The organism is Alphaproteobacteria bacterium (assembly GCA_039980135.1).
GTDB lineage: Bacteria > Pseudomonadota > Alphaproteobacteria > UBA6615 > UBA6615 > UBA8079.
The window spans coordinates 345,349-365,511 of record JBDXCV010000013.1; the positions used below are offsets into that span (position 1 = coordinate 345,349).

15 protein-coding genes are annotated in these 20,163 nt (G+C 60.5%); 4 read left to right on the top strand and 11 right to left on the bottom strand.

Features of this window, described 5'->3' with window-relative positions; genetic code table 11:
• Positions 1-4: 4 nt before the first annotated feature.
• From ABJ363_17520 to ABJ363_17530, 3 genes are read right to left on the bottom strand one after another with little or no spacing between them, the layout of a single operon-like run.
• Complete coding sequence (locus ABJ363_17520; protein MEP4380787.1) at positions 5-397, bottom strand: carboxymuconolactone decarboxylase family protein; 393 nt, start codon at positions 395-397, stop codon at positions 5-7.
• An 11-nt stretch (positions 398-408) separates the two neighbouring features.
• A complete protein-coding gene (locus ABJ363_17525) occupies positions 409-1,419 on the bottom strand; it encodes a glutathione S-transferase family protein (protein MEP4380788.1) in 1,011 nt (336 codons plus the stop codon).
• Positions 1,420-1,473: 54 nt separating this feature from the next.
• A complete protein-coding gene (locus ABJ363_17530) occupies positions 1,474-2,034 on the bottom strand; it encodes a VOC family protein (protein MEP4380789.1) in 561 nt (186 codons plus the stop codon).
• Positions 2,035-2,190: 156 nt separating this feature from the next.
• Between ABJ363_17530 and ABJ363_17535 the strand changes: the two genes are divergently transcribed.
• Together ABJ363_17535 and ABJ363_17540 are read left to right on the top strand one after the other, a co-directional pair.
• A complete protein-coding gene (locus ABJ363_17535) occupies positions 2,191-3,348 on the top strand; it encodes an acyl-CoA dehydrogenase family protein (protein MEP4380790.1) in 1,158 nt (385 codons plus the stop codon).
• Between the two features lie 35 nt (positions 3,349-3,383).
• Positions 3,384-4,262, top strand: coding sequence for a fumarylacetoacetate hydrolase family protein (locus ABJ363_17540; GenBank protein MEP4380791.1), 879 nt, complete (start codon positions 3,384-3,386; stop codon positions 4,260-4,262).
• Between the two features lie 20 nt (positions 4,263-4,282).
• Here ABJ363_17540 and ABJ363_17545 read toward each other — a convergent pair whose 3' ends face one another.
• A complete protein-coding gene (locus ABJ363_17545; protein ID MEP4380792.1) occupies positions 4,283-5,323 on the bottom strand; it encodes a zinc-binding dehydrogenase in 1,041 nt (346 codons plus the stop codon).
• Between the two features lie 107 nt (positions 5,324-5,430).
• Here ABJ363_17545 and ABJ363_17550 point away from each other — a divergent pair, with 107 nt between their 5' ends.
• The gene (locus ABJ363_17550) at positions 5,431-6,087 is read left to right on the top strand and encodes a hypothetical protein (protein MEP4380793.1); all 657 of its coding nucleotides are present in this window, start codon (positions 5,431-5,433) and stop codon (positions 6,085-6,087) included.
• 23 nt (positions 6,088-6,110) lie between these two features.
• Here the strand turns inward: ABJ363_17550 and ABJ363_17555 are convergent, their stop codons facing one another.
• The 3 genes from ABJ363_17555 to ABJ363_17565 all read right to left on the bottom strand — a co-directional run bounded on the left by ABJ363_17555 (position 6,111) and on the right by ABJ363_17565 (position 13,329).
• Complete coding sequence (locus tag ABJ363_17555; protein MEP4380794.1) at positions 6,111-11,267, bottom strand: PAS-domain containing protein; 5,157 nt, start codon at positions 11,265-11,267, stop codon at positions 6,111-6,113.
• 149 nt (positions 11,268-11,416) lie between these two features.
• On the bottom strand, positions 11,417-12,247 hold the full coding sequence (locus ABJ363_17560; protein ID MEP4380795.1) for an alpha/beta hydrolase: 831 nt from the start codon (positions 12,245-12,247) through the stop codon (positions 11,417-11,419).
• Positions 12,247-13,329 (bottom strand): hypothetical protein, encoded by a 1,083-nt coding sequence (locus ABJ363_17565; protein ID MEP4380796.1) that lies wholly within the window; start codon positions 13,327-13,329, stop codon positions 12,247-12,249. Before ABJ363_17565 ends, ABJ363_17560 begins: the two co-directional genes overlap by 1 nt.
• Before the next feature lie 131 nt (positions 13,330-13,460).
• Here ABJ363_17565 and ABJ363_17570 point away from each other — a divergent pair, with 131 nt between their 5' ends.
• Positions 13,461-14,420: an alpha/beta hydrolase gene (locus ABJ363_17570; GenBank protein MEP4380797.1), complete on the top strand. Its 960-nt coding sequence runs from the start codon at positions 13,461-13,463 to the stop codon at positions 14,418-14,420.
• Here ABJ363_17570 and ABJ363_17575 read toward each other — a convergent pair.
• From ABJ363_17575 to ABJ363_17590, 4 genes are all read right to left on the bottom strand, one after another.
• The gene (locus tag ABJ363_17575) at positions 14,417-15,748 is read right to left on the bottom strand and encodes an MFS transporter (protein MEP4380798.1); all 1,332 of its coding nucleotides are present in this window, start codon (positions 15,746-15,748) and stop codon (positions 14,417-14,419) included. The genes ABJ363_17570 and ABJ363_17575 overlap by 4 nt on opposite strands.
• Before the next feature lie 156 nt (positions 15,749-15,904).
• Positions 15,905-16,294 carry an MAPEG family protein gene (locus ABJ363_17580; GenBank protein ID MEP4380799.1) on the bottom strand — a complete coding sequence of 130 codons (390 nt, stop codon included), beginning with the start codon at positions 16,292-16,294 and terminating at the stop codon, positions 15,905-15,907.
• 39 nt (positions 16,295-16,333) lie between these two features.
• Entirely contained in the window at positions 16,334-17,149 is an 816-nt protein-coding gene (locus tag ABJ363_17585) for a CmcJ/NvfI family oxidoreductase (protein MEP4380800.1), read from the bottom strand.
• A 127-nt stretch (positions 17,150-17,276) separates the two neighbouring features.
• The coding region (locus tag ABJ363_17590) for a hypothetical protein (GenBank protein MEP4380801.1) at positions 17,277-20,163 on the bottom strand (2,887 nt) is incomplete at its 5' end.

The window sequence follows — 20,163 nt, forward strand, 5'->3', positions numbered from 1 at the left end:
TGAGCTAGTCCGCCGCAGCCTCTTCTTCCTTGAGCACCTTCGCGGCGGCGCGGAATGCCTCCATGCCGGCAGGGGCACCGCAATACAACGCGATCTGATACAGGGCCTCGCGAAGCTCTTCCCGGGTCAACCCGTTGCGCAGCGCACCCCGGAAGTGACCTTCGAATTCGTTCATCCGGCCGAGTGCCGCGAGCATCCCGAGATTGAGGAGACTGCGTTGCTGGCGGGACAGACCATCCCTGCCCCACACCGCGCCCCAGCCGATCTCGGTGATGAACTCCTCCATGAAATCACGGTTGAAGTCGTCGAGGTTGCCCATCGTGGCGTCGACGCGCGCATCGCCCATGACCTCACGGCGAATCTTCAGCCCTTTTTCGAACAGATCCCTGTCGATCATGGCGTTGCTCCCTAGCCGGCGGCCGGGAAGCGGCCTCGGTCGTGTGGCGCGCCATAAAAGCCTTCCTGATCTTCCGGTCCGATCGGAATGATACCGTTCGGGTTCACCCGCTCGATGCCGTAGTAGTTCATCTTCGCGTAGTCGAAGCTGAACGTCTCGGCGATACCCGGTATCTGGTAAAGCTCGCGTGTGTAGTTGGTCAGGTTCGGATAGTCGGCGATCCGCCGGATGTTGCACTTGAACGCGCCCACATAGCAGGCGTCGAACCGGATCAGGGTGACCCAAAGGCGCCAATCCGCCTCGGTCAGCCGATCACCAACCAGATAACGCTGTTTCCCGAGACGCTCTTCGAGATCATCGAGGGTCTCGAACATCGCCACGACCGCCTCTTCATAGGCCTCCTGGGAGGACGCGAAGCCGGCGCGATAAACCCCGTTGTTGATCGTGGGATAGATGACCTCGTTGATTGCGTCGATTTCCGCACGCAGATCGGCGGGGTAATAGTCCTCGGTCGCGTTGGTGAAAGCATTGAAGGCTGAGTTGAACATCCGGATGATCTCGGACGATTCATTGTTCACCACCTGGTTGGTCTGCTTGTCCCACAGGGTCGGGACCGTGACCTTGCCCGTATAGTCGCTGTTCGAGGCCGTGTAGGCCTGATGCAGATGCTCGAACCCGTTGACGTGATCCGGTACGCAATCAGGGAAGTCGGGATTGTCGGCATAGGTCCAGCCCTGGTCGTGACGCCCCGGTTGCGCCATCGAGACGGAGATCGCGCTGTCCAGACCCTTGATGGCCCGGAAGATAAGCGCGCGATGTGCCCAGGGGCAGGTATGCGCGAGGTAAAGATGATAGCGGTCAGGCTCGGCGGCAAACCCCGCCTCGCCGGTCGGCCCCGCGGCACCATCGACCGTCACCCAGCTCCGGAACTGACTTTCCGAGCGCTGGAATTTCCCGTCCTTCGCGACTTCCCGTGCTGTGGCGTCATTGTCGAGCCAGGCGCCATCCAACAGCATTCCCATAGGTATCTCCTCATTCGTGACCGCCCCGGCGGCCATGCGATTTCGTGTGTGTGACTATTTCTGGAGTGGTTTCCTGAGCTCGCGCTCGGACTCGCCGGCCCGCAGGCGAGCGCCGATTTCCGACATCTGGATCGGAACACCGATTGGCTCCCGGTCGAATGCACCCGTCGCGAACCATTCGTTGAGTTCGGCGATCGAATCGAAATTATCGGTCTGCAGCTCGACAGCGTTGCCGTCCGGGTCGTGATAGTAGAGCGATGTGGTCGGTCCGTGATTGATCTGACGGTAGGGATCGATCCCCTGCTCGGTCAGCCGGTCGAAGACGGCGACGAGATCCGTCAATGAAGAATAGGAATAGGCGAAGTGGGCCAGCCCCACGGTGTTCTCGACCTTGTCGCCAATCCCGTCGCGCTCGATGAGCGCAACACGATGATGTTCATCGTCATAGGTCACGAAGGAAATTCCCTGCGTGTCACCCATGACCTGCCCGCCGAGGACCTTGCAGTACCAATCGGTCATTTCCGGACGGTTCTTCGTGTACAGTACGATATGGGCGAAATAGGCCGGGCTGGGCGTGTTGTCCGGCTCCGGTACATGCGCGAATGCTTCTGACATCGGGCGTCCCCACTGGTCGATTGAAGCGACTACTTTAGCAGACAGGTGGCTGCTTCACAGCGTCTCGCATGCTGCCCGGATTCTCCGGCCACATGGAACAGGCGGCCCCGTCCGGATATAAATGGCCGACCACTCCTTCAGCGCATGGCAGCACAGATGGCTCTTGACCCCGATACTCTCGAACAGCTCCTCGATACGGTCCGCAAATTCGTGCGCGAACGGCTGGTCCCGCTGGAAGCCGATGTCGCCGAAAACGACAGGGTGCCGGACGATTTAATTGAAGAAATGCGCGAACTCGGCCTCTTCGGCCTGTCGATCCCGGAAAGCCATGGCGGGCTCGGCCTGACGGTCAGCGAGGAAATCCGGGTCGTGCATGAGCTGGGCTGGACCTCGCCGGCCTTCCGGTCCGTGTTCGGGACCAATGTGGGCATCGGTTCCCAGGGCATCGTCATCGACGGCACGGATGAGCAGAAACGGACATGGCTCCCTCGCCTGGCCAGCGGTGAAGTGATTGCCTCCTTCGCCCTGACCGAACCGGAAGCGGGTTCCGACGCCGGGTCGCTCCGCACATCCGCGCGGCGCGTTGGTGACGATTATGTGCTCAACGGCACCAAACGCTATATCACCAATGCGCCCCATGCGGGCATATTCACCGTCATGGTGCGGACCGACCCGGATGAACCGGGCGCACGCGGCGTATCCGCCTTTATCGTCGAGCGAGATTCGCCGGGGCTGTCCGTCGGTCCCCACGACAAGAAGATGGGACAACAGGGCGCCCACACCGCCGATGTGGTGTTCGAGGATTGCCGGGTGCCCGCCGCAAACCTGATCGGCGGCGTCGAAGGCCAGGGCTTCAAGACGGCGATGAAGGTCCTCGACCGGGGCCGCCTGCATATGGGGGCGATTGCAACCGGCATCGCCGAGCGCCTGATCGACGAGAGTGTGCGCTACGCCCTTGAGCGCCGGCAGTTCGGCAAACCTATCGGCGAGTTCCAGCTCGTGCAGGCGATGCTCGCCGACAGCCGGACCGAAGCCTATGCCAGCCGCACGATGGTCGACGACGCGGCCAGACGCTTTGACGCGGGCGAAAACATCTCCACCGAAGCGGCATGTTGCAAACTCTATTCGACCGAGATGGTCGGGCGGGTCGCCGACCGGGCGGTGCAGATATTCGGCGGCGCCGGCTACATGGCCGAATACCCCATCGAACGCTTCTATCGCGACGTCCGATTATTGCGTATTTATGAGGGGACGTCGCAAATCCAACAAATCGTGATCGCGCGCAATATGTTGCGCGAGGCCACAAACCGCTAAGCTTAAGAAAAACAGCGTATCGAACGGGGGAAGCCGTGAAATTAATCAGCTATCGAGTTGTCAATCGAGAGTCCTGGGGCACCTATGCCTCCGACGGCGGCGTGATCGATCTGGGTGCCGAGTTCGGCACGTCGATCCCAACCTTGCGGGACTATCTGGCGGCGGATGATGGCGCCAAGGCCAAGGTCGCGGAATATGTAAAAACCGGTTTCGGCGGCAGTTCGGGCAAGGCGTCCGATTATCCGGTCAAGGACATCACGCTTCTCGAACCGATCCGGAACCCCGACAAGATCATCTGCGTCGGCTGGAATTACCGCGAACATGCCAAGGAAGCGGGCATCGAGCTGCCTGATCACCCCACCCTGTTTGCCCGCTGGGCCAACAGCCATGTGCCGCACGAGAACCCTATCCTGCTGCCGAAGGAATCGGAGAAATTCGATTACGAGGGCGAGCTGGCAGCGATCATCGGCAAGCCGGCACGGCGGGTCTCGGAGGCCGACGCGCTCAGCTATGTCGGCGGCTATTCGATTTACAACGACGCAACCTTGCGTGATTACCAGCGGCATTCGTCCCAATACATGCCCGGCAAGAACTTCTTCCAGTCGGGGTCGTTCGGCCCTTGCATGGTCACGGCAGACGAAATTCCCGAACCGGCCGATCTGACCCTGGAGACCCGGCTGAATGGCGAGGTCGTCCAGCATACGGGCATCGACGATCTGATTTTCTCCATCCCGAAGCTGATCGCCTATATCTCGAGTTTCACCGAGTTGGTACCGGGCGACGTCATCGCGACCGGTACCCCCAGCGGTGCCGGCCTGGGCCGGACGCCGCCACTGTGGATGAAGGCGGGCGACACGATCGAGGTCGAGGTGTCCAAGGTCGGCATCCTCACGAACCCGATCATAGCCGACTAGGGCGGGGTCAGCCGCGTCGGCTAGTCCATGACGATCGCGGCGCGTCCCGTGACCAGGCCCTGGTCGAGGCGGGCATGTACCGTCTCGACGTCTTCGAGCTTGTAGGTCTCGGTCACCAGCGGCCAGACGTCACCGCGCGCGCACAACTCCAGGGATTCGATGACCTGCTGGTGGCTGCAATAGCGGCTGCCGAGCAATTCCAGTTCCTTGGCCAGCATTTCCGATGCCGGCGCCATGAAATTCTGTCCCGAACCACCGAGGGTCACGAACCTGCCGCCGATACCCAGGCTCGCAACTGCCTGCTCCTGGGTCCCCTGGGTGGAAACATAGTCGATCGCCACGTCGACCCCGGCCCCATCGGTGAGGTCCATGATCTCGTCGACGACCGCATCATTTGAGGCGTCCACGATCATATCGGCACCGAGGTCCTGACAGACCTTGAGCTTGTCGGCCATGACATCGACAGCGATGACCCGGGCATTTGCCCATTTGGCCATCATCACCTGGTGTACGCCCAGTCCGCCGCCGGCGCCGAACACCGCGACCGTATCCATCGGCGTCACCCGCGCGCGCGACAATACCTTGTAGGGCGTGGCAATCGCGTCGGCGATCACCCCGACATCCGCTGGTTTGGCCTTGTAGTCGAGGCCTTCGGGCAGCTTGATGAAATTCCTGACCGGCAGCTTTATATATTCCGCGTAACCGCCATTGATCTGACGACCGACATATCCGCGGTTCGCCGTGGAAATCGGTTCGCGGCCCGCACGGGTCCACTTGTCCTGTCCGTCGATGAGATAGAAATAGGCCGTCACCGGATCGCCGACCTTGAGGCCGCCATCGTGCCCATCGGATTTCCCCACCTCGACGATCTCGCCCGTGATCTCGTGACCGATGATGATCGGAAACTCCGCCGTGCCCCGACCGGCGCGCAGATGATGGATCGTCAGCCCCGCCCCGCAGGCCAGAACCTTCGCCACGGCCTCGCCGGGACCCGCTTTTGGGTCGCTTACATTTTCCAGACTGAATGGTGTGCCGGCCTTGTGCAGGACTTGAGCTTTCATGATCGTCTCTCCCCTAGATGCCTTTCCCAAGCGGGTATCGAATCCTCATGGGCGGTGCAAGCCTTGTTTCGCTTGCGTCACCGATTGGCATCTGGCACCCAGAGCGGATGGCGCATTTTATTGTTGGACGATTATTCGGCTGGCCCGAGTTCGCGGAGGACGGCGACGATGTGTGGCTGATTCATATCGAAGAGCCGACGTTCTTCCTGCGCGTTATTCATCGGCCGGAGGATCTCGTGCCCACCGGGGACCTCAACGATCTCTATTTTCCCCTCGTGGATGACAGCCGCTACGCCGTGGGTAACCTGATCTTCATAGAACCCCGTCCGGCCGACCCGCGCGAGGTCGCGCAACTGGTCGCGATCGCCATCGACGCCATTCAGCATGAGGACGTCTCACGATTGCTGGCGCTCGCCGATCGCCCGTTTAGCCCTTCATCCGCAGAGTTGCAGCCCGAAGACGTACCCGTCGGGTTTATAACGGGCGTGTTTCACGATTCCGAAAACGGGATAACGGACGACATGCCCTGGGTCGCGCATCTCGGCCCGCCACCATTTGCGATGCGGGTCTGCGACTTGAATGATGAAGATCTCGAGCCCGACGATATCTGGGCAAATGCGGGGAACGGCTACGCCCTGGCCCATCTGCACTGGCTCTCAAGCCTGGCGAGCGACCCCGGGGATATCCGTTTTCTTGCGGAGACCGCCGCCGGCATCGTCGCCGACGCCGTCGAGGAAATAATGCCCGAACTCATTCCGTCCTGACGGCGCCCGGCAGCGATCGCGGCCTAACGACCAACCGTCTTGAGTTCAGGCACCCGCGCCGTCAGCACACCGACGGTTTCGTCAACCAACTGCGGCAACTCGATGGTGAGATCGGAGGCCTGACCGGCGTCGCCTTCGCGGCATGCCTTCTCGATAGCCCGGGCATGATTACTCAGGCGCATGGCGCCATAACTACCGAAGTTGCTGCCCATGTCATGAACTTCCCGGCGCATCTTGTCGAGGTCTCCCTCGGCATTCGCCGCCGTGATGAGCGCCACCGTCGCCGGAACTTCGGCCAGCGTCATCGCAAGCATGCTGGCGATGGCCTCGCGACCAATCGTCTCCTCAAGCTGATCCAGGATCGAGCCATCGAGACAGGATTCACCTGGCGCGGCTTCATCGCCGGCATCGCCCGCCGGTACCGCCACCGAACTCGCCTTCCCAAGGGCCGCGAGAAGCTTCTTCTGATCGATCGGCTTCGGCAAATAGTCGTTCATTCCCGCAGAGATGCATTTCTCGCGATCCCCCATCAGGGCATTTGCCGTCATGGCGATAATATAAATATTCGACTGATCGGGGTCATCCAGCGCACGAATCCGTCGTGTGGCCTCCAGCCCGTCCATTTCCGGCATCTGAATATCCATCAATACCGCGTCGAATGGCTGGTCCCGAACAGCCGCGACCGCCTCGACACCGTCTACGGCAACCTCAATCTTGTGTCCCGCCTTCTTCAGAATTGCGGAGGCAAGCATCTGGTTCACCGCATTGTCTTCCACGAGCAGAATTCGCATCGACTGCATTTTCGCCATTGCCGGTGCCTTCGAAGGCTCCTTACCTGTTGTGACCTGCTTCTCTCGTTCGAGCGATTCCGGCTGGTCCACGTCATCCTTTGGAGTGTTCGAACATACTTCCGCGATCTTCTCCTTCAGGAGTGACGGGCGAACCGGCTTGACCACTTTCCCATCGAATTTCGCAATACCGCTGTTGCGATCGCCGGCGCTCGTCGCGATGATAATTTTGATCCGCCGGAAGGCCGGGTTCGCACGTATCCGGAGGCCGACGTCATATCCGCTTATACCCGGCATCGCCTCATCGAGAAGCACCATGTCAAAGGGTGCACCCTCGCGAACGCCGGTTTCCAGCGTCGATAGCGCATCGACCGCACCTGACGCGGTCGCGACCTTAACCCCCCAGGAATCGAGTTGCTTCTCGAAGACCTCACGGTTGGTGGCATTATCGTCGACGATCAACACCCGCAATCTCGATATATCAATATCCGCCGGTTGCTCAGTGGATATGGGAGCGGTGGCGCGGGCAAGCGGCAGTTCAAACCAGAATTTGCTGCCGGCGCCCATCTCGCTGTCGACGCCGATCGTGCCGTCCATCAGATCCACCAGTTCCTTGCATATCGCGAGTCCGAGCCCGGTCCCACCAAATTTCCGCGTGGTCGAAGAATCGGCCTGGGTGAAACGCGAGAACAACCTGGGCAGCACGTCCGCCGAGATACCGACACCGGTATCGAGAACCTCAATTCGCAGGCGTTGCTGGCTCTCGGTCTCCGAGACAAGCGACACATGCGTCGTCACGGCACCGCTGTCCGTGAACTTGATCGCGTTCCCGATCAGATTGATGAGAACCTGACGCAAACGTCCGCTGTCACCGCGCAGATAGTTCGACACATCGGATGCAATGTAGGTGTTGAGATCAATCTGCTTGTCCTGCGCGCGCGGCGCCAGAATCTGCACGACATTGTCGATCGTTGCGGACATGTCGAAGTCTGCCGTTTCAATCTCGAGTTTCCCGGCCTCCATCTTGGAGAAGTCGAGAATATCCTCGATCAGTGCCAGAAGGGCCTCTGCGGATTGCTGGACCGTTTGCGCAAAACGCTGCTGCTCGTCATCCAGATTCGTATCGAGAAGCAGGTTCGTCATGCCGATAACCCCGTTCATCGGAGTCCGGATTTCGTGGCTCATGGTCGCCAGGAAATCTCCCTTGGCTTTCGCCCCCTCTTCGGCGCGCACCCGTTCGCGCGAGTAACGTTCGGCCAGCTTCGTGAGATTTTCCGTCTGGACCCGGAGTTCACGTTGTGAGCGCTGCAGATCATCGACGGTGTTCTCGAGCTGCGCTTCCTTCTCCTTGATCTCCGTCACATCTGTCCCGACCATGACGATACCGCCATCCGCCGTTCTGCGCTCGGTCACCAGCAAATACCGGCCGGCCAGGTTCCTGATTTCCGGCTCGCCGGTCGGGTTTCGGAACTGCACCTGTCTTTCCGCGAAACGCTCATCTTCGCGCCCGATGCCCTGTGCGTCCAATCCGCGCGCAAGAACCGCCCGCATCAAGTCGTCATGGGCTGTTCCCGGCTCGAAGAGTTCCGGGTCTATGGGCAGGACATTTCGGTGTGCTGAGTTCGTGATGACCAACTTCTCGTCGGAATCATAGAGCGCAAAACCGTCGCGAATGGTCTCGATGGCATCCCGCAAACGGGTCTCCGCGCGCTTGAGTTCGGTGATGTCGGAAACAATCGTAACGATGCCGCCTTCGCGCGTGCGTCGTTCGGTAATCAGGACGACCCGGCCATTGGCATGTGCCTGTTCCAGCGAATCCAGCGGATCATTGTGATCGGCCATTCGCTTTTTCAGCCAGAGCGCTTTGTCTGCATCCTCGGTGTTCTCGTTTCGGAGCTGTGCGTCGAAGATGACGTCCGCCAACTCGCGAAATGACATCCCGATTTGAACTTGCTCTGAAATTTCCGGGTACAGGTCCAAATATGCATCGTTACAAAGAACCAACCGGTCGTCCGCGTCCCACAGCAGGAAACCGTCGTGGAGGCTGTTGATCGCGTCGCCCAGCCGGGCTTCCGCCTGACGGATCGCGGTGATGTCCGTTCGAACCGCGACCGCGCCGCCCTCGTCGGTCTGCCGCCGTGACACGCGGACAACACGGCCATCATCGAATTTCCGCTCGAAATCGACCTCCTGTTCATGCATCACCAACTGGTCCGCGATCCAGTCCTCTTCGCGGCCGACGGCCTCCACAACCTTGCCACTCTCGGCAAAGACATGAATCATCTCTTCAAAAGTCATGCCGAGATATATCTGGTCCGCAGCATCGCCGAAATCTCGTGCCCAGCTGCTGTTGTAGGCGGCGAGCCGATCCTCCCCATCGAACAAAACGAAGCCATCCTGTATGGCCTCGATTGCGTCGCGTAAGCGTGTCTCGACACGCTTGAGCTCCGTCGCTTCCGAATTCAGGACGACAACGCCGCCATCCCGGGTCTTGCTTGCCGAGACGACAAGCGTCCGATCATCGGGCAGACGCACCTCGATGTCGCCCTCGGGATTCCGGTGCTGCGCCACGCGCGCATCGACCCACGCGTCGACATCGGGCGTGTCGGGCACAAGAATACCCGTCTCCACCGCAACGCGGATGACGTCACGCAAGGTCATACCGATTTCGACCTCGCCGCCAAGCGAACGGAACATTTCGAGATACTCACCGTTCGCGATCACCAGCCGGTCGGACTCGTCGTAGAGGGCGAAGCCGTCACGCATGCTTTCGACCGCGTCCGTCAGACGTTGTTCGGCATGCTTTATTTCAGTGATATCCGTGCGAAGTGTGACGATCCCCCCGCCGGTCGTGCGGTGGGAGGCAACGCGAATCACGCGCCCGCCGGTGTGTAGTTCCTGCAGCGCCTCATCTACGGCATGCTTCTCGACCTTGTTGTCGATCCACCGCTCCTTATCCACTTCCTGCCCGGGGGTCTCGCTGAGTTCGAAGGCAAATCCCATCAGTTCGCGGAAGGATTTCCCCGGCACCACCTGATCTGCGTACGCGCCATAGGTCTCGCGGTAGCGTTCGTTACAGATCACCAATCTGTCGTCCACATCCCACAGGACAAAACCATCATTCAGGCTTTCCATCGCATCCCGCAGGTGCGCCTCGGCGCGTTTCACCTCCGTAATGTCCGAACGAATGCCGACGATACATCCATCTTCCATGCGCCGGTCCGTGATCAGAATCCAGCGGCCATCCGTTGTTTCAAGCTCGTAGGGTTTCCCGATCTTTTCCCCGTGGACCCCGCATAATCGCTTCATCCACGCGTCGGGATCCGCCGATGCTTCAGGATCGGCGTAGTAGCCTTGTTCGAGTCCGCGGCGAAGGACATCCTCGAAGCGCATGCCGATGCCATCCAGTTCAGCCGGCATGAAGGGGAAGATTTCTCGATATCTGGAGTTGTAACGAACAATTCGATCGTTCGAATCGAACAGGATAAACCCATCCGAAAGCGCTTCGATCGCTTCGCCCAGCAAACGTTCGGCCTGGTCGGTTTCCGACTTCGCCTTTTCGGCTTCGCGGCGTGCGTTTCCAAGCTCCTGCTCGCGGCGCCACTCCTCATCCACATCGCGGACCGCACAGTAAAGCTGGCCGAGTTGGTCAGACGTAATGTGCCAGTCGGTCCAACGCGGAGCGCCCGTGTTGTCGACCAGCCGGACCTTGAAACCCGCAGTATCCTGTCCCGCAACCAGGTTGTCGAGGGCCCGCTGGACGATCGGTGTATCTTCGTCGAAGACCAGACTGATCAGGGGCTCACCAGACAATGCAGCCGCATCGTGCCCCAGGAGTTTCTCCCACTCCTGATTAACGGTGTGGAGCCTGCCATCGCTGCCCGCCATCCCGAGAAGATCATCCGACAATTCGAAAAATCGTTGGTAGCGCTGGCGCGACCGCGTCACATCACGCAACGCCTCTTCATTTCGATGCTGGTCGGTGACATCGTGAAACCGGGTAACAAAGCCGTTCTCGATCGGCCGGCCGTGAATTTCGAGGACGGCACCGTCAGGACGCTGGCGCGTCATGGAATATGGCTCGCGCGTCGTAAACAGCGCCATTATTCGCTCGGTATGGGCAACCGAATCCCCGTCGCCATAGTCACCGCGTTCTGCCGCAAAGCGAACAAATTCGCGCCAACTCTTGCCCGGGGTCAAAAGTTCTTCAGGCAAATCAAGCAGTTCGTGAGCCAGCGCATTCGACGCCACGATCCGCAAATCGGAATCGAAAATAATCACGCCGCCACCGAGCGTGTTCAAAACGTCGTAGAGCATGTTGTCCGTGTTTTGCGCCACACCCGCCGAACTTCCGTCCATCACCGCACCGTCCATGTCATCTGCACGTGACAAATTTAGCTCCCGAGCCAATTTCGATGCGCTTGGTGCACCGGATATGGGAGTTGGACGTTAACTTATTTCGCGTGGCGTCAACAAATGGTTAACGGTCGGCACAAATGCGCGGCACTCAGGTGATTCCAGCGAATTCGGGCTGACTACCATTAGTTGTTCGATGTCCACTCAACTACACTTTTAACCCACATCCCATCCGGGTTTCCGCAAGCATATGACGCGCCGAGATGATCGCAGTCTGACAGCCCGACCGTCTCGACCCGGCCACCGGCTTCTTGCAACGCCTGGGTCATTTTTTCTGCCTGGACAATGAGATGGGGGAAATCCCGGTCGCCCCATGCGATCAGGAATGGCGGCGTGTTTGCAATCGTGTGGAGGGGGCTGGCATCAGTCTCATGGCCGGGTTTCTCTCCCAGAAAGCGGGGTTTTGCAGGCATTCCATTGCCCTCGGTGAAATCGTAGACACCCGATACCGGCAGCGCCCCCCGGATGATGTCCGCCGGTACACCTGCTCCCGCCTGCCAATCCGAGCGTACGGCCAGCGAGGCCGCCTGATGGCCACCGGCTGAATGACCACCCACGAAGATACGGTCCGGATCGCCGCCATGGGCGGAGATGTTCTTGTAAACCCAGGCAATTCCGGCCATCACATCTTCGACACCCGTCGGCCAGGTGACAGCGGGCGCCAACCGGTATCCGATGCTGACGAATGTTATGCCCGCTGCCGTCAGCGGCGGGGCCATGAAGGCCATCCATTCCTTGTACCCGTTCGTCCAACCGCCGCCATGCATGAACGCAATCACCGTCCCGTTGGGCTCAGGTGCGGCAAACACGGCCACCTCCTGATAGGGGTCATCGCCATAGGCGAATGAATCGCCGCTGACCCCGGCGCCAAGCTCCTGGACGCGGATATGATATTTTGCCCCGATCTCCGAGAAGGCTTCCTGCTCGGGATACGTATCGAGATTGCGCAGGGCCATCAGCGCGCCTCGCGCTCAACGATCATTTTCTCGTCGACAAACTTGCCCCGCTCAATGACCACATCGTTGTCGAGGATCACCGTGCAGTCGCGCATCGGCACGTCATAATGGCCATTGGTGCTGCGTGACCCGCCGCCCTGGGTATTGGGACCCGTCGAAAACAGGAAGTTGCCCGGGAATGTGCGGGCGGACGCATGGGATCGCTCGGGATTATCGCCGTGAAGCGCGATATTGTACCAACGTGATTGCGGGTTCATGCCCCACCCCAGATGGGACACGGCATAGGGATCCAGATCATCCTCGGTGAGTTTGTTGTCATCGAGCCAATCCGTCATCAGCTTGGCGTCGAGACCACCTTCGACCTTGCGAATAAAGCCGTCACGGACCTCCAGTCGCACCTCGTCCTGCACATACCGGCAGTAAGGCAGAATGACGATATCTCCCGGCGACATGACGACGGTCCCGTTGGCGGACCCTTCGTTTGGAAAAGTATGGATGTGGCCGACACCCCATTGGTCGAAATGCCCGGGTTCGTCGGAAAAGCCCCACTGGCTCATCACCGGAAAATCACCGCGTGTATAGGTCAGATCGGTCCCGGCATCACTCAGGACACGAACCTCCTTTGTCGCCGTGTAGCGCGCTTCGGCATATTTGACGGCCTCCTTCAGTCCCTTGGGCGAGAGCAGCAATTCGAGATCGTCCGGCGCATCGATAATCATCAGGAAACGGGTGCCCGTGCCCATCACCTCCCGAAGCCAGCTGGTGAACAGGGGGATATGCAAGGCGACGACGATATCCGCAGCCTTGAGCGCATCGAGCATGCCGTTGATCTGACCGATCGTGTCGACCCCGACCTTGGTCCAGGACGGGATCATATTGACCCGCATCTCATAACAGTCCGCGCCCAACTCGTCCGCTGCCGCAAATGCCGCCTCCACATACTCGGTTCGTGTCGTGACATCCGACAGCAAGGCAACCGTCTCTCCCTTCTTGACGTTGGACATCTGGAACTGCTTCAAAAAAAGGCCGGGTATTCTTCCGGCGTTGATTTCCTGATGCCGGATGGCAGCTGGCGTACGCATGGCTCATGTCTCCGCTTCGACGGGTTTCGAGAGTGGACGCCATGCTAACCGATCCGCCGAAACGGCGCGAGACGCCCGATTTCACGCCTCTTTCGGGTGCATTATGGTTGACGCAAAGCCACCATCCCGCCTTGAATACGGTCGCAGAAGAGGGGGACCACGCCATGTATGTCGATCCGCAGATCAAGACCTTCATCGACGGCCTCATCGATCTGAACATGCCGCATCCGGTCGATCTTGGCCTGGAAGAAACCCGAAACGGATTCAGCCAACTCTGGCAGCAGGTCAATCCGCCGTCGCGACAGCTCGCGAAGATCGAAGACATCCAGCTGCCCGGCCCGGCCGGGGACATCCGCACAAAGGTCTACACGCCGGCCGGCAACGGCCCCTTTCCCGTGCTCGTATTCTTTCATGGGGGTGGTTGCTGCATGATGGCGCCCGAGGATTACGACGGGACGAATACGGCGCTGGCCGAAGACGCCGAATGTATCGTCGTCGTACCGGCCTATCGCCGCGCACCCGAGAACCCTTTTCCGGCACCGTTGGAAGACTGCTTTGCCGTATTCACATGGTTGCAGGCAAACGCCGCCGACATCGGCGGTGACCCGAACCGCATCGCGATCGCCGGCGACAGTGGCGGCGGCTACCTGGCGGCGGCCGTGGCCCAGGAGGCGAAGCGTGAAGGTGCCGCACAACCCATTACGCAGATCCTGATTTATCCGATGACGGACATGGGCGGCCTGCCGCCGAGCCGGATCGAGGAGACGATGTTCCTGGATGACCGCACCCTGCAATGGGTGATCGGCATGCATGTGGGAGAGCACCGTCTCGATCCGCGCGCCTCACCCATCCTGGAACCGGACGTGTCGGGCCTCGCACCGGCGCTGGTCATCGCCGCGCAGATCGACCCATTACGCGATGAGGGCCGCGCCTATGCCTCGAAGCTGCGAAATGCAGGCGTGCCCGTGCAATACCAGCTCTATGACGGGGTGGTGCATGGCTTCTTCAACATGGGCGGTTTCTGCGACCAGGGAAATGTCGCCGTCGCTCAGGTCGCGGATGCGCTCAAGAAGGCCTTCGCCAAAGGTTAGCGGGCCTGGTCTGCACCATCCGGTGCCAGGCCCTGGACCTCACGGAGACCGCGCGCAAGAATCGCCGCCAGCACGCACATGACGGAAAAGCTCGCCAGAACCGCCTCGATGCCGAAAGAGTAGGCCATCGCGCCGAACGCACCGCCAGCCAACATCAATGTACCAATCACCGTATTCGAGAGCGCGGTGTAGGAGGCGCGCCGGTCTGCATCGGCCATATCGACAATATGCGTTGCACGACCCAGCCGGACTCCCTGGTACCCGATCATCAGGACGAACATCAACAACGGCGCAACGATCGCGGCGTTGAGAATTTCCACCCGGTAGATCGCAAGGACGGATGTCAGCGCCAGCACCACAGCCCCGATCCAGCCAGACAGCATCAGTACGCGGCGGCTCGAATGGTCCGACAACCGGCCCCAAAGGTAATTGCTCGAGATCGAGGCGAGCGCATTCGCAATCACGAACGCACCCAGGGCGCCGAGCGCGCGCGTCGCTGACTGACCCGAGACCGAAACGATGTAGGGTGGCGCCAGTGCCGTTGCACTCAGCAGGCCACGCACCAGAATAAACCGCACCAACTGCGGGTCGTCTCGCAAGAGGGAAACCTGGCCCAGCGCAACGGCGATGGGATTGCCGCCGCCCTCCGTCGCACCCGGTTCTTCCTGCAAGGTTGAAAACAAGGTCGCCGCGAAAAACCAGAGACCGGCGGCCACGAACAGGAACGCGCCGATGATCACCACGCTGCGTTCGAGCAATCCCGTTGCAAGCGCGACCCCATATGCCAGAACAAAGACCGCCGCGATGGTTCCCGCGGTGCCCGTCGCCGTGCCCCGCGTCGCCTTCGAGACCGTCTTGCCGAGGACATCGCTGTAGCTGACGGAACAAACACTGCGCGCAACAGCGAAAATGGTCAGCAACCCGATCACGGCCCAGCCGGCCAGCACGCCATCGAATACAAGTACCGCCGCGCCCATTCCGGCAACGCAAACACCCTGCACCAGACTTCCTGCCGCCCATGCCCATTTGCGACGCGGCAAGGCACGTATGCTTCCCGCCGTGACGAGTTGCGGCAACAGCGCGCCCGCCTCGCGCACCGGCACCAGCAGGCCAATGATGAATGCGGGTGCACCCAGGCCGGACAAAAGCCAGGCGAGCACCAGTTTCGGGTCGACCAGGCCGTCGCCGGTCTTGGTCGCCGCCAGGCTGACGACATGCACAAGGAAATTCCTCGGCTGCTCGACACAGGCGGCCTCCGGAATATCTCGACAGATCCGCCCGTCGTCCTCGCGGGTCAGGAATTCGTGCACCCGTCGGGCAATGGTCATGTTCGTCTCGTTGAAAGCATTCGTGAGCCGGGGACTGAACGACCAGGATAATATTTACAACGGCCCGTCCGCAGCGCCGCCTTCGACAGATCCACTGGCGCCGCAACAATTGTAGATCATAAAGCTCGCGCTTCGAGGGTCTCGTACATCCTCAATCTAGAAAACAAGCTCGATGAAGAGCAGCACCATCCCGACCCAGCTGACGAAGAATGACAGGGTTCGCAAATAGGGAATGCCTGCCGTCAAAACAACGGCATGCACCACCCGGGCCCAGAAAAACAGGGTCGCGCCAAGGACCGTCAGCGAGGTGCTGACTCCCATGACATGGGTCACGAGGACCAGAGCCGCGAACGGGGCCAGATTCTCGACCATGTTCATGTGGACGCGCTCTGACCGCTTCGCCCAGGCCGGCGGCGACGGCGGATTCTCGGGATAACCCATCGCGTCGGACACACCCAGAGAATTCGTGCGCACCACCACATAGGGGATCCAGAGAATGACCGTTAGACCGGCGCTCAGTGTCAAATACAGAAGTTCGGTACTCATGTTGCTCACTCCCGATTGGTCAGGACGATGGATGAATTATCAGAAAAACGCGAGCACCCGCGTCTCGAGGCTCTCCCGAGGGGCCGCATCCGCCGGTGCCGAGGGGTCATCGAAGGATGTGTGAAGCGCATAGCGCGCGCGCCCGTCGGTCGCCGTGTCGTAATTCTTGATCAGGATGGCCTCATCAGGCGTCATCTGCGGGAAGTAGAACCAGTTGTTGTTCCCGTCATATGACGCGTGGCGGGTCTGGCCGACACGATTATAGGCCCGCCGTTCAACGGTGTGCAGATGAGCGTCGTCGACGCTGTCCCATGCACACAAGGCCAGCGGCCATTCCTCGATAATACCCGCAGTTGAGCGCCACACATTGACGATCGCAAAACGACCGGCGATCAGGGCTTCGGCCTCGTCCCCCATCACCGCCTCAACACGGTTTCGGGCGGACCAGTCGGTATAATCCGTATGCGCGGCATTGGCAGGATCGCGCGCGTTGTGTGCCTCGCGCAAGCTCTGGGACGATGACCGCCGCGTGTGGTCGAATACCAGCGCCCGCGCGGCACCGGTGTGGGCACGGACCAGCGCCTCTGCCTCGGCGTTGTAGATCGACTCCAGCTGATCGTCGTCCTGGAAGTCCGTCACCGCCGTCTTGTGATCGACGAAGGCGAAACCTTCACAATCAAGACTGAACTCATTGGGCAGCAGGCGGGCATTGCGCACCGACATCACCCGAAATTCACGCTCGCCTTCAAAGCTGGTCCGCTCACCCGCCACATCGGATTGATAGAATACGGGCAGTTCGCCAGTCTTCACCAGATAGCCGATCGGCGCTTCGATGGTCTCGGGTATGTCGCTCAACCCTTTCCTCCAATGTCTGGCTCAAGAGATTAGTGGGCAGCAGCCGGACTGCGCAAGACACAGTTAAACACCCAAGCAAAAGGGGCCCGCAAAGGGCCCCTCCGCTATTCCCGTAAAAGCGGCTTCACTAGAAGATGAAGTCGTCCTCGTGCAGGTCGTTGATATCGACACCAATCAGGGTGAGGGAATCTCCCTTGCCGAAATCGATCACGGTATCGGAACCATCCTGTTCCGAAGCATCAAGCAGCTCGTCGAAGCTGTTCATCTTCTTCCCGAAGCCCGACACCTCTATGACATCGTCGGTCCCGGCCCCCGCTTCGAAATCGGAGATCGTGTCCGCGTCGTCCTTCTTGGAGAAGACGAAGAGATCATTACCTTCACCGCCGGTCAGGAAATCATCACCGCCGTTGCCGATAAGTGTGTCGTCGCCGTCGCCGCCGTCGAGCGTATCATTGCTCCCGCCGCCATTCAGCTCATCGTCGCCAACGCCACCGTTGAGATAATCGCCGAATGAGACGTCACCGCTGCCGGAGCCCCCACCATGGCTGCCGGACCCGCTGCCGTCTGCGAACAGCTTGTCGTCGCCGGCACCCCCGAACAGTTCATCGGCGCCGTTGCCGCCAAACAGTTCATCGTCACCGTCATCACCAAACAGGAAGTCATTGCCGCCGTTGCCGACGAGTTCATCTTCGCCATCACCGCCCAGGAGCGTGTCATCGCCCTGGCCACCGATAAGGACATCGTCTCCGGCACCTCCATCGAGATAGTCGCCGAACGCAACGTCACCGCTACCGGAGCCACCTCCGTGGCTGCCGGACCCACTGCCGGACCCGCTGCCGCCGCCGATCAGCTTGTCGTTGCCGGCGCCGCCATACAACTCGTCAGCACCCTGGCCACCGATCAGCTTGTCATCACCATCGCCGCCCAGAAGCGTGTCATCGCCCTGGCCGCCGATCAGCGTGTCATCGCCTGCACCGCCATCGAGATAGTCATCGAAGGTGATGTTGGCGTTGGCACCGGTGCCGCTGCCGCCATTGCTGCCCTTGCCCTTACTGCCACTACCACCACCCGCGGCATCACCGTGGATCCAGTCGTCGCCGTCGCCGCCGAAGATCTGGTCGTCGCCGCCGGCTCCCTTGAGTTTATCGTCACCGGCGCCGCCCAGTATAAGGTCATCGCCGTTGCCGCCGGTGAGTTTGTCGTCCCCACCGTCGCCTTCGATCGTGACCATCTCCATGACATTGCTGTGGACGTTGGCCTTGTCGTCTTCCTCACACAGGACAATACGGATGGTTTCGACATCCTCGGCCGCAAAGACTTGGGTCTTCGGGTCGGTGAAATCGGTTTTCACCCGAATCTCTATTCCCTCGCCGGGCCCGCCGTTGCGATAGTCACGCAGGGCATCGGCCGCAGAACCGCCTGAACCCGAACCACCGCCGGAGCCAGAGCCACCGCCAGAGCCTGAACCACTGCCGGAGCCTGAGCCACCCCCGGAGCCTGAGCCCGAACCGTTGCCTTTGCTCGGCACCGCGTTAACGTCGATCTTGTCCTTGCCGCTGGTGCCAACGATCTGCAACTCACCCGTATCAGGATCAATGCGAACGCCGGACACCCAAGCTTCGGTAGAGGTGGTCACGGAACCCGTATCGTCATCTGTCGTCGTGATGACGACGTTGAAGATACCGCCGGTCGTATAGGCATGGTCGGCCGAAAACGCGCCGGTCCCGCCACCGTCGACATCCAGCAACGTAAAGACATCCGGATTGTCGATGGAGTTACTGGACGTCCCGTCACCCCAGTCAATGGTCACCGTGTGGGTGTCGAGCGTTCCGACATCGCTGAAGGAACCCGAGACCGACACGACGTCGCCCGGCTCCGCCTTGGCAGCCTGCGTCGCGGAGATGTCGAGCGGCGCATCATATTCCGGCGCCACATTGTCAACCTGCACGGTCGCAGTTGTGCTGTCCGTACCGGTGTCGTCGTCTGTCACCGTGGCACTAATCGTGTAGGTGTCGCTCGGCGTCGCCGTGGGGTTGTCGTCCAGATACTGATGGGTGAGCGTGAAGCCTTGCGAGCCTGTCGCGCTGGACCCCAGCGTGACCGTCTCGACATTGCCGTCACCCCAGTCGATGTCCAGGGTGAAAGTGTCGAGCGTGCCCGGGTCGTCGATTGTCCCGGTCAGCGTCGCAACGCCATCCTCGACAATCGCCGTCACGCCATCGAGCGTGACGGTCGGCGCTACGTTGTCGACCTGTACGGTCGTAGACGCACTGTCCACACCACCGTCATCATCTTCAACCGACACATCGATCGTGTAGATATCCGAAGGTGTGGCCGTCGGGTTGTCGTCCAGATACTGATGGGTCGCCGTAAATGTTTGCGAACCGGTGGCACTGGACCCCAGCGTGATCGTCTCGACGTTGCCGTCGCCCCAATCAACGTCCACCGTAAACGTATCCTGCGTTCCCGGATCGGCAACCGTCGCCGTCAGGGTCGCAACACCGTTCTCGACAATTGTCGAGACCGCACCCAGGGTCAAAACCGGCGCTACGTTGTCGACCTGAACCGTGGTCGAAGCACTGTCCACACCACCGTCATCATCTTCAACCGACACATCGATCGTGTAGATATCCGAAGGTGTGGCCGTCGGGTTGTCGTCCAGATACTGATGGGTCGCCGTAAATGTCTGCGAACCGGTGGCACTGGACCCCAGCGTGATCGTCTCGACGTTGCCGTCGCCCCAATCAACGTCCACCGTGAAGGTATCGGCAGTGCCCGGGTCGGCCACAGTTGCTGTCAGGGTCGCAACGCCGTTCTCGACGATGCTCGTCACTCCGTCCAGCGTCAGCGTCGGCGCCACGTTGTCGACCTGAACCGTGGTCGAGGCCGTGCCCACACCGGTGTCGTCATCCGTCGCCGTCACATTGATCGTGTACGTGTCCGAAGGCGTCGCCGTCGGGTCGTCGTCCAGATACTGGTGCGTCAGGGTGACGTCCTGCGTCCCCGTCGCCGAT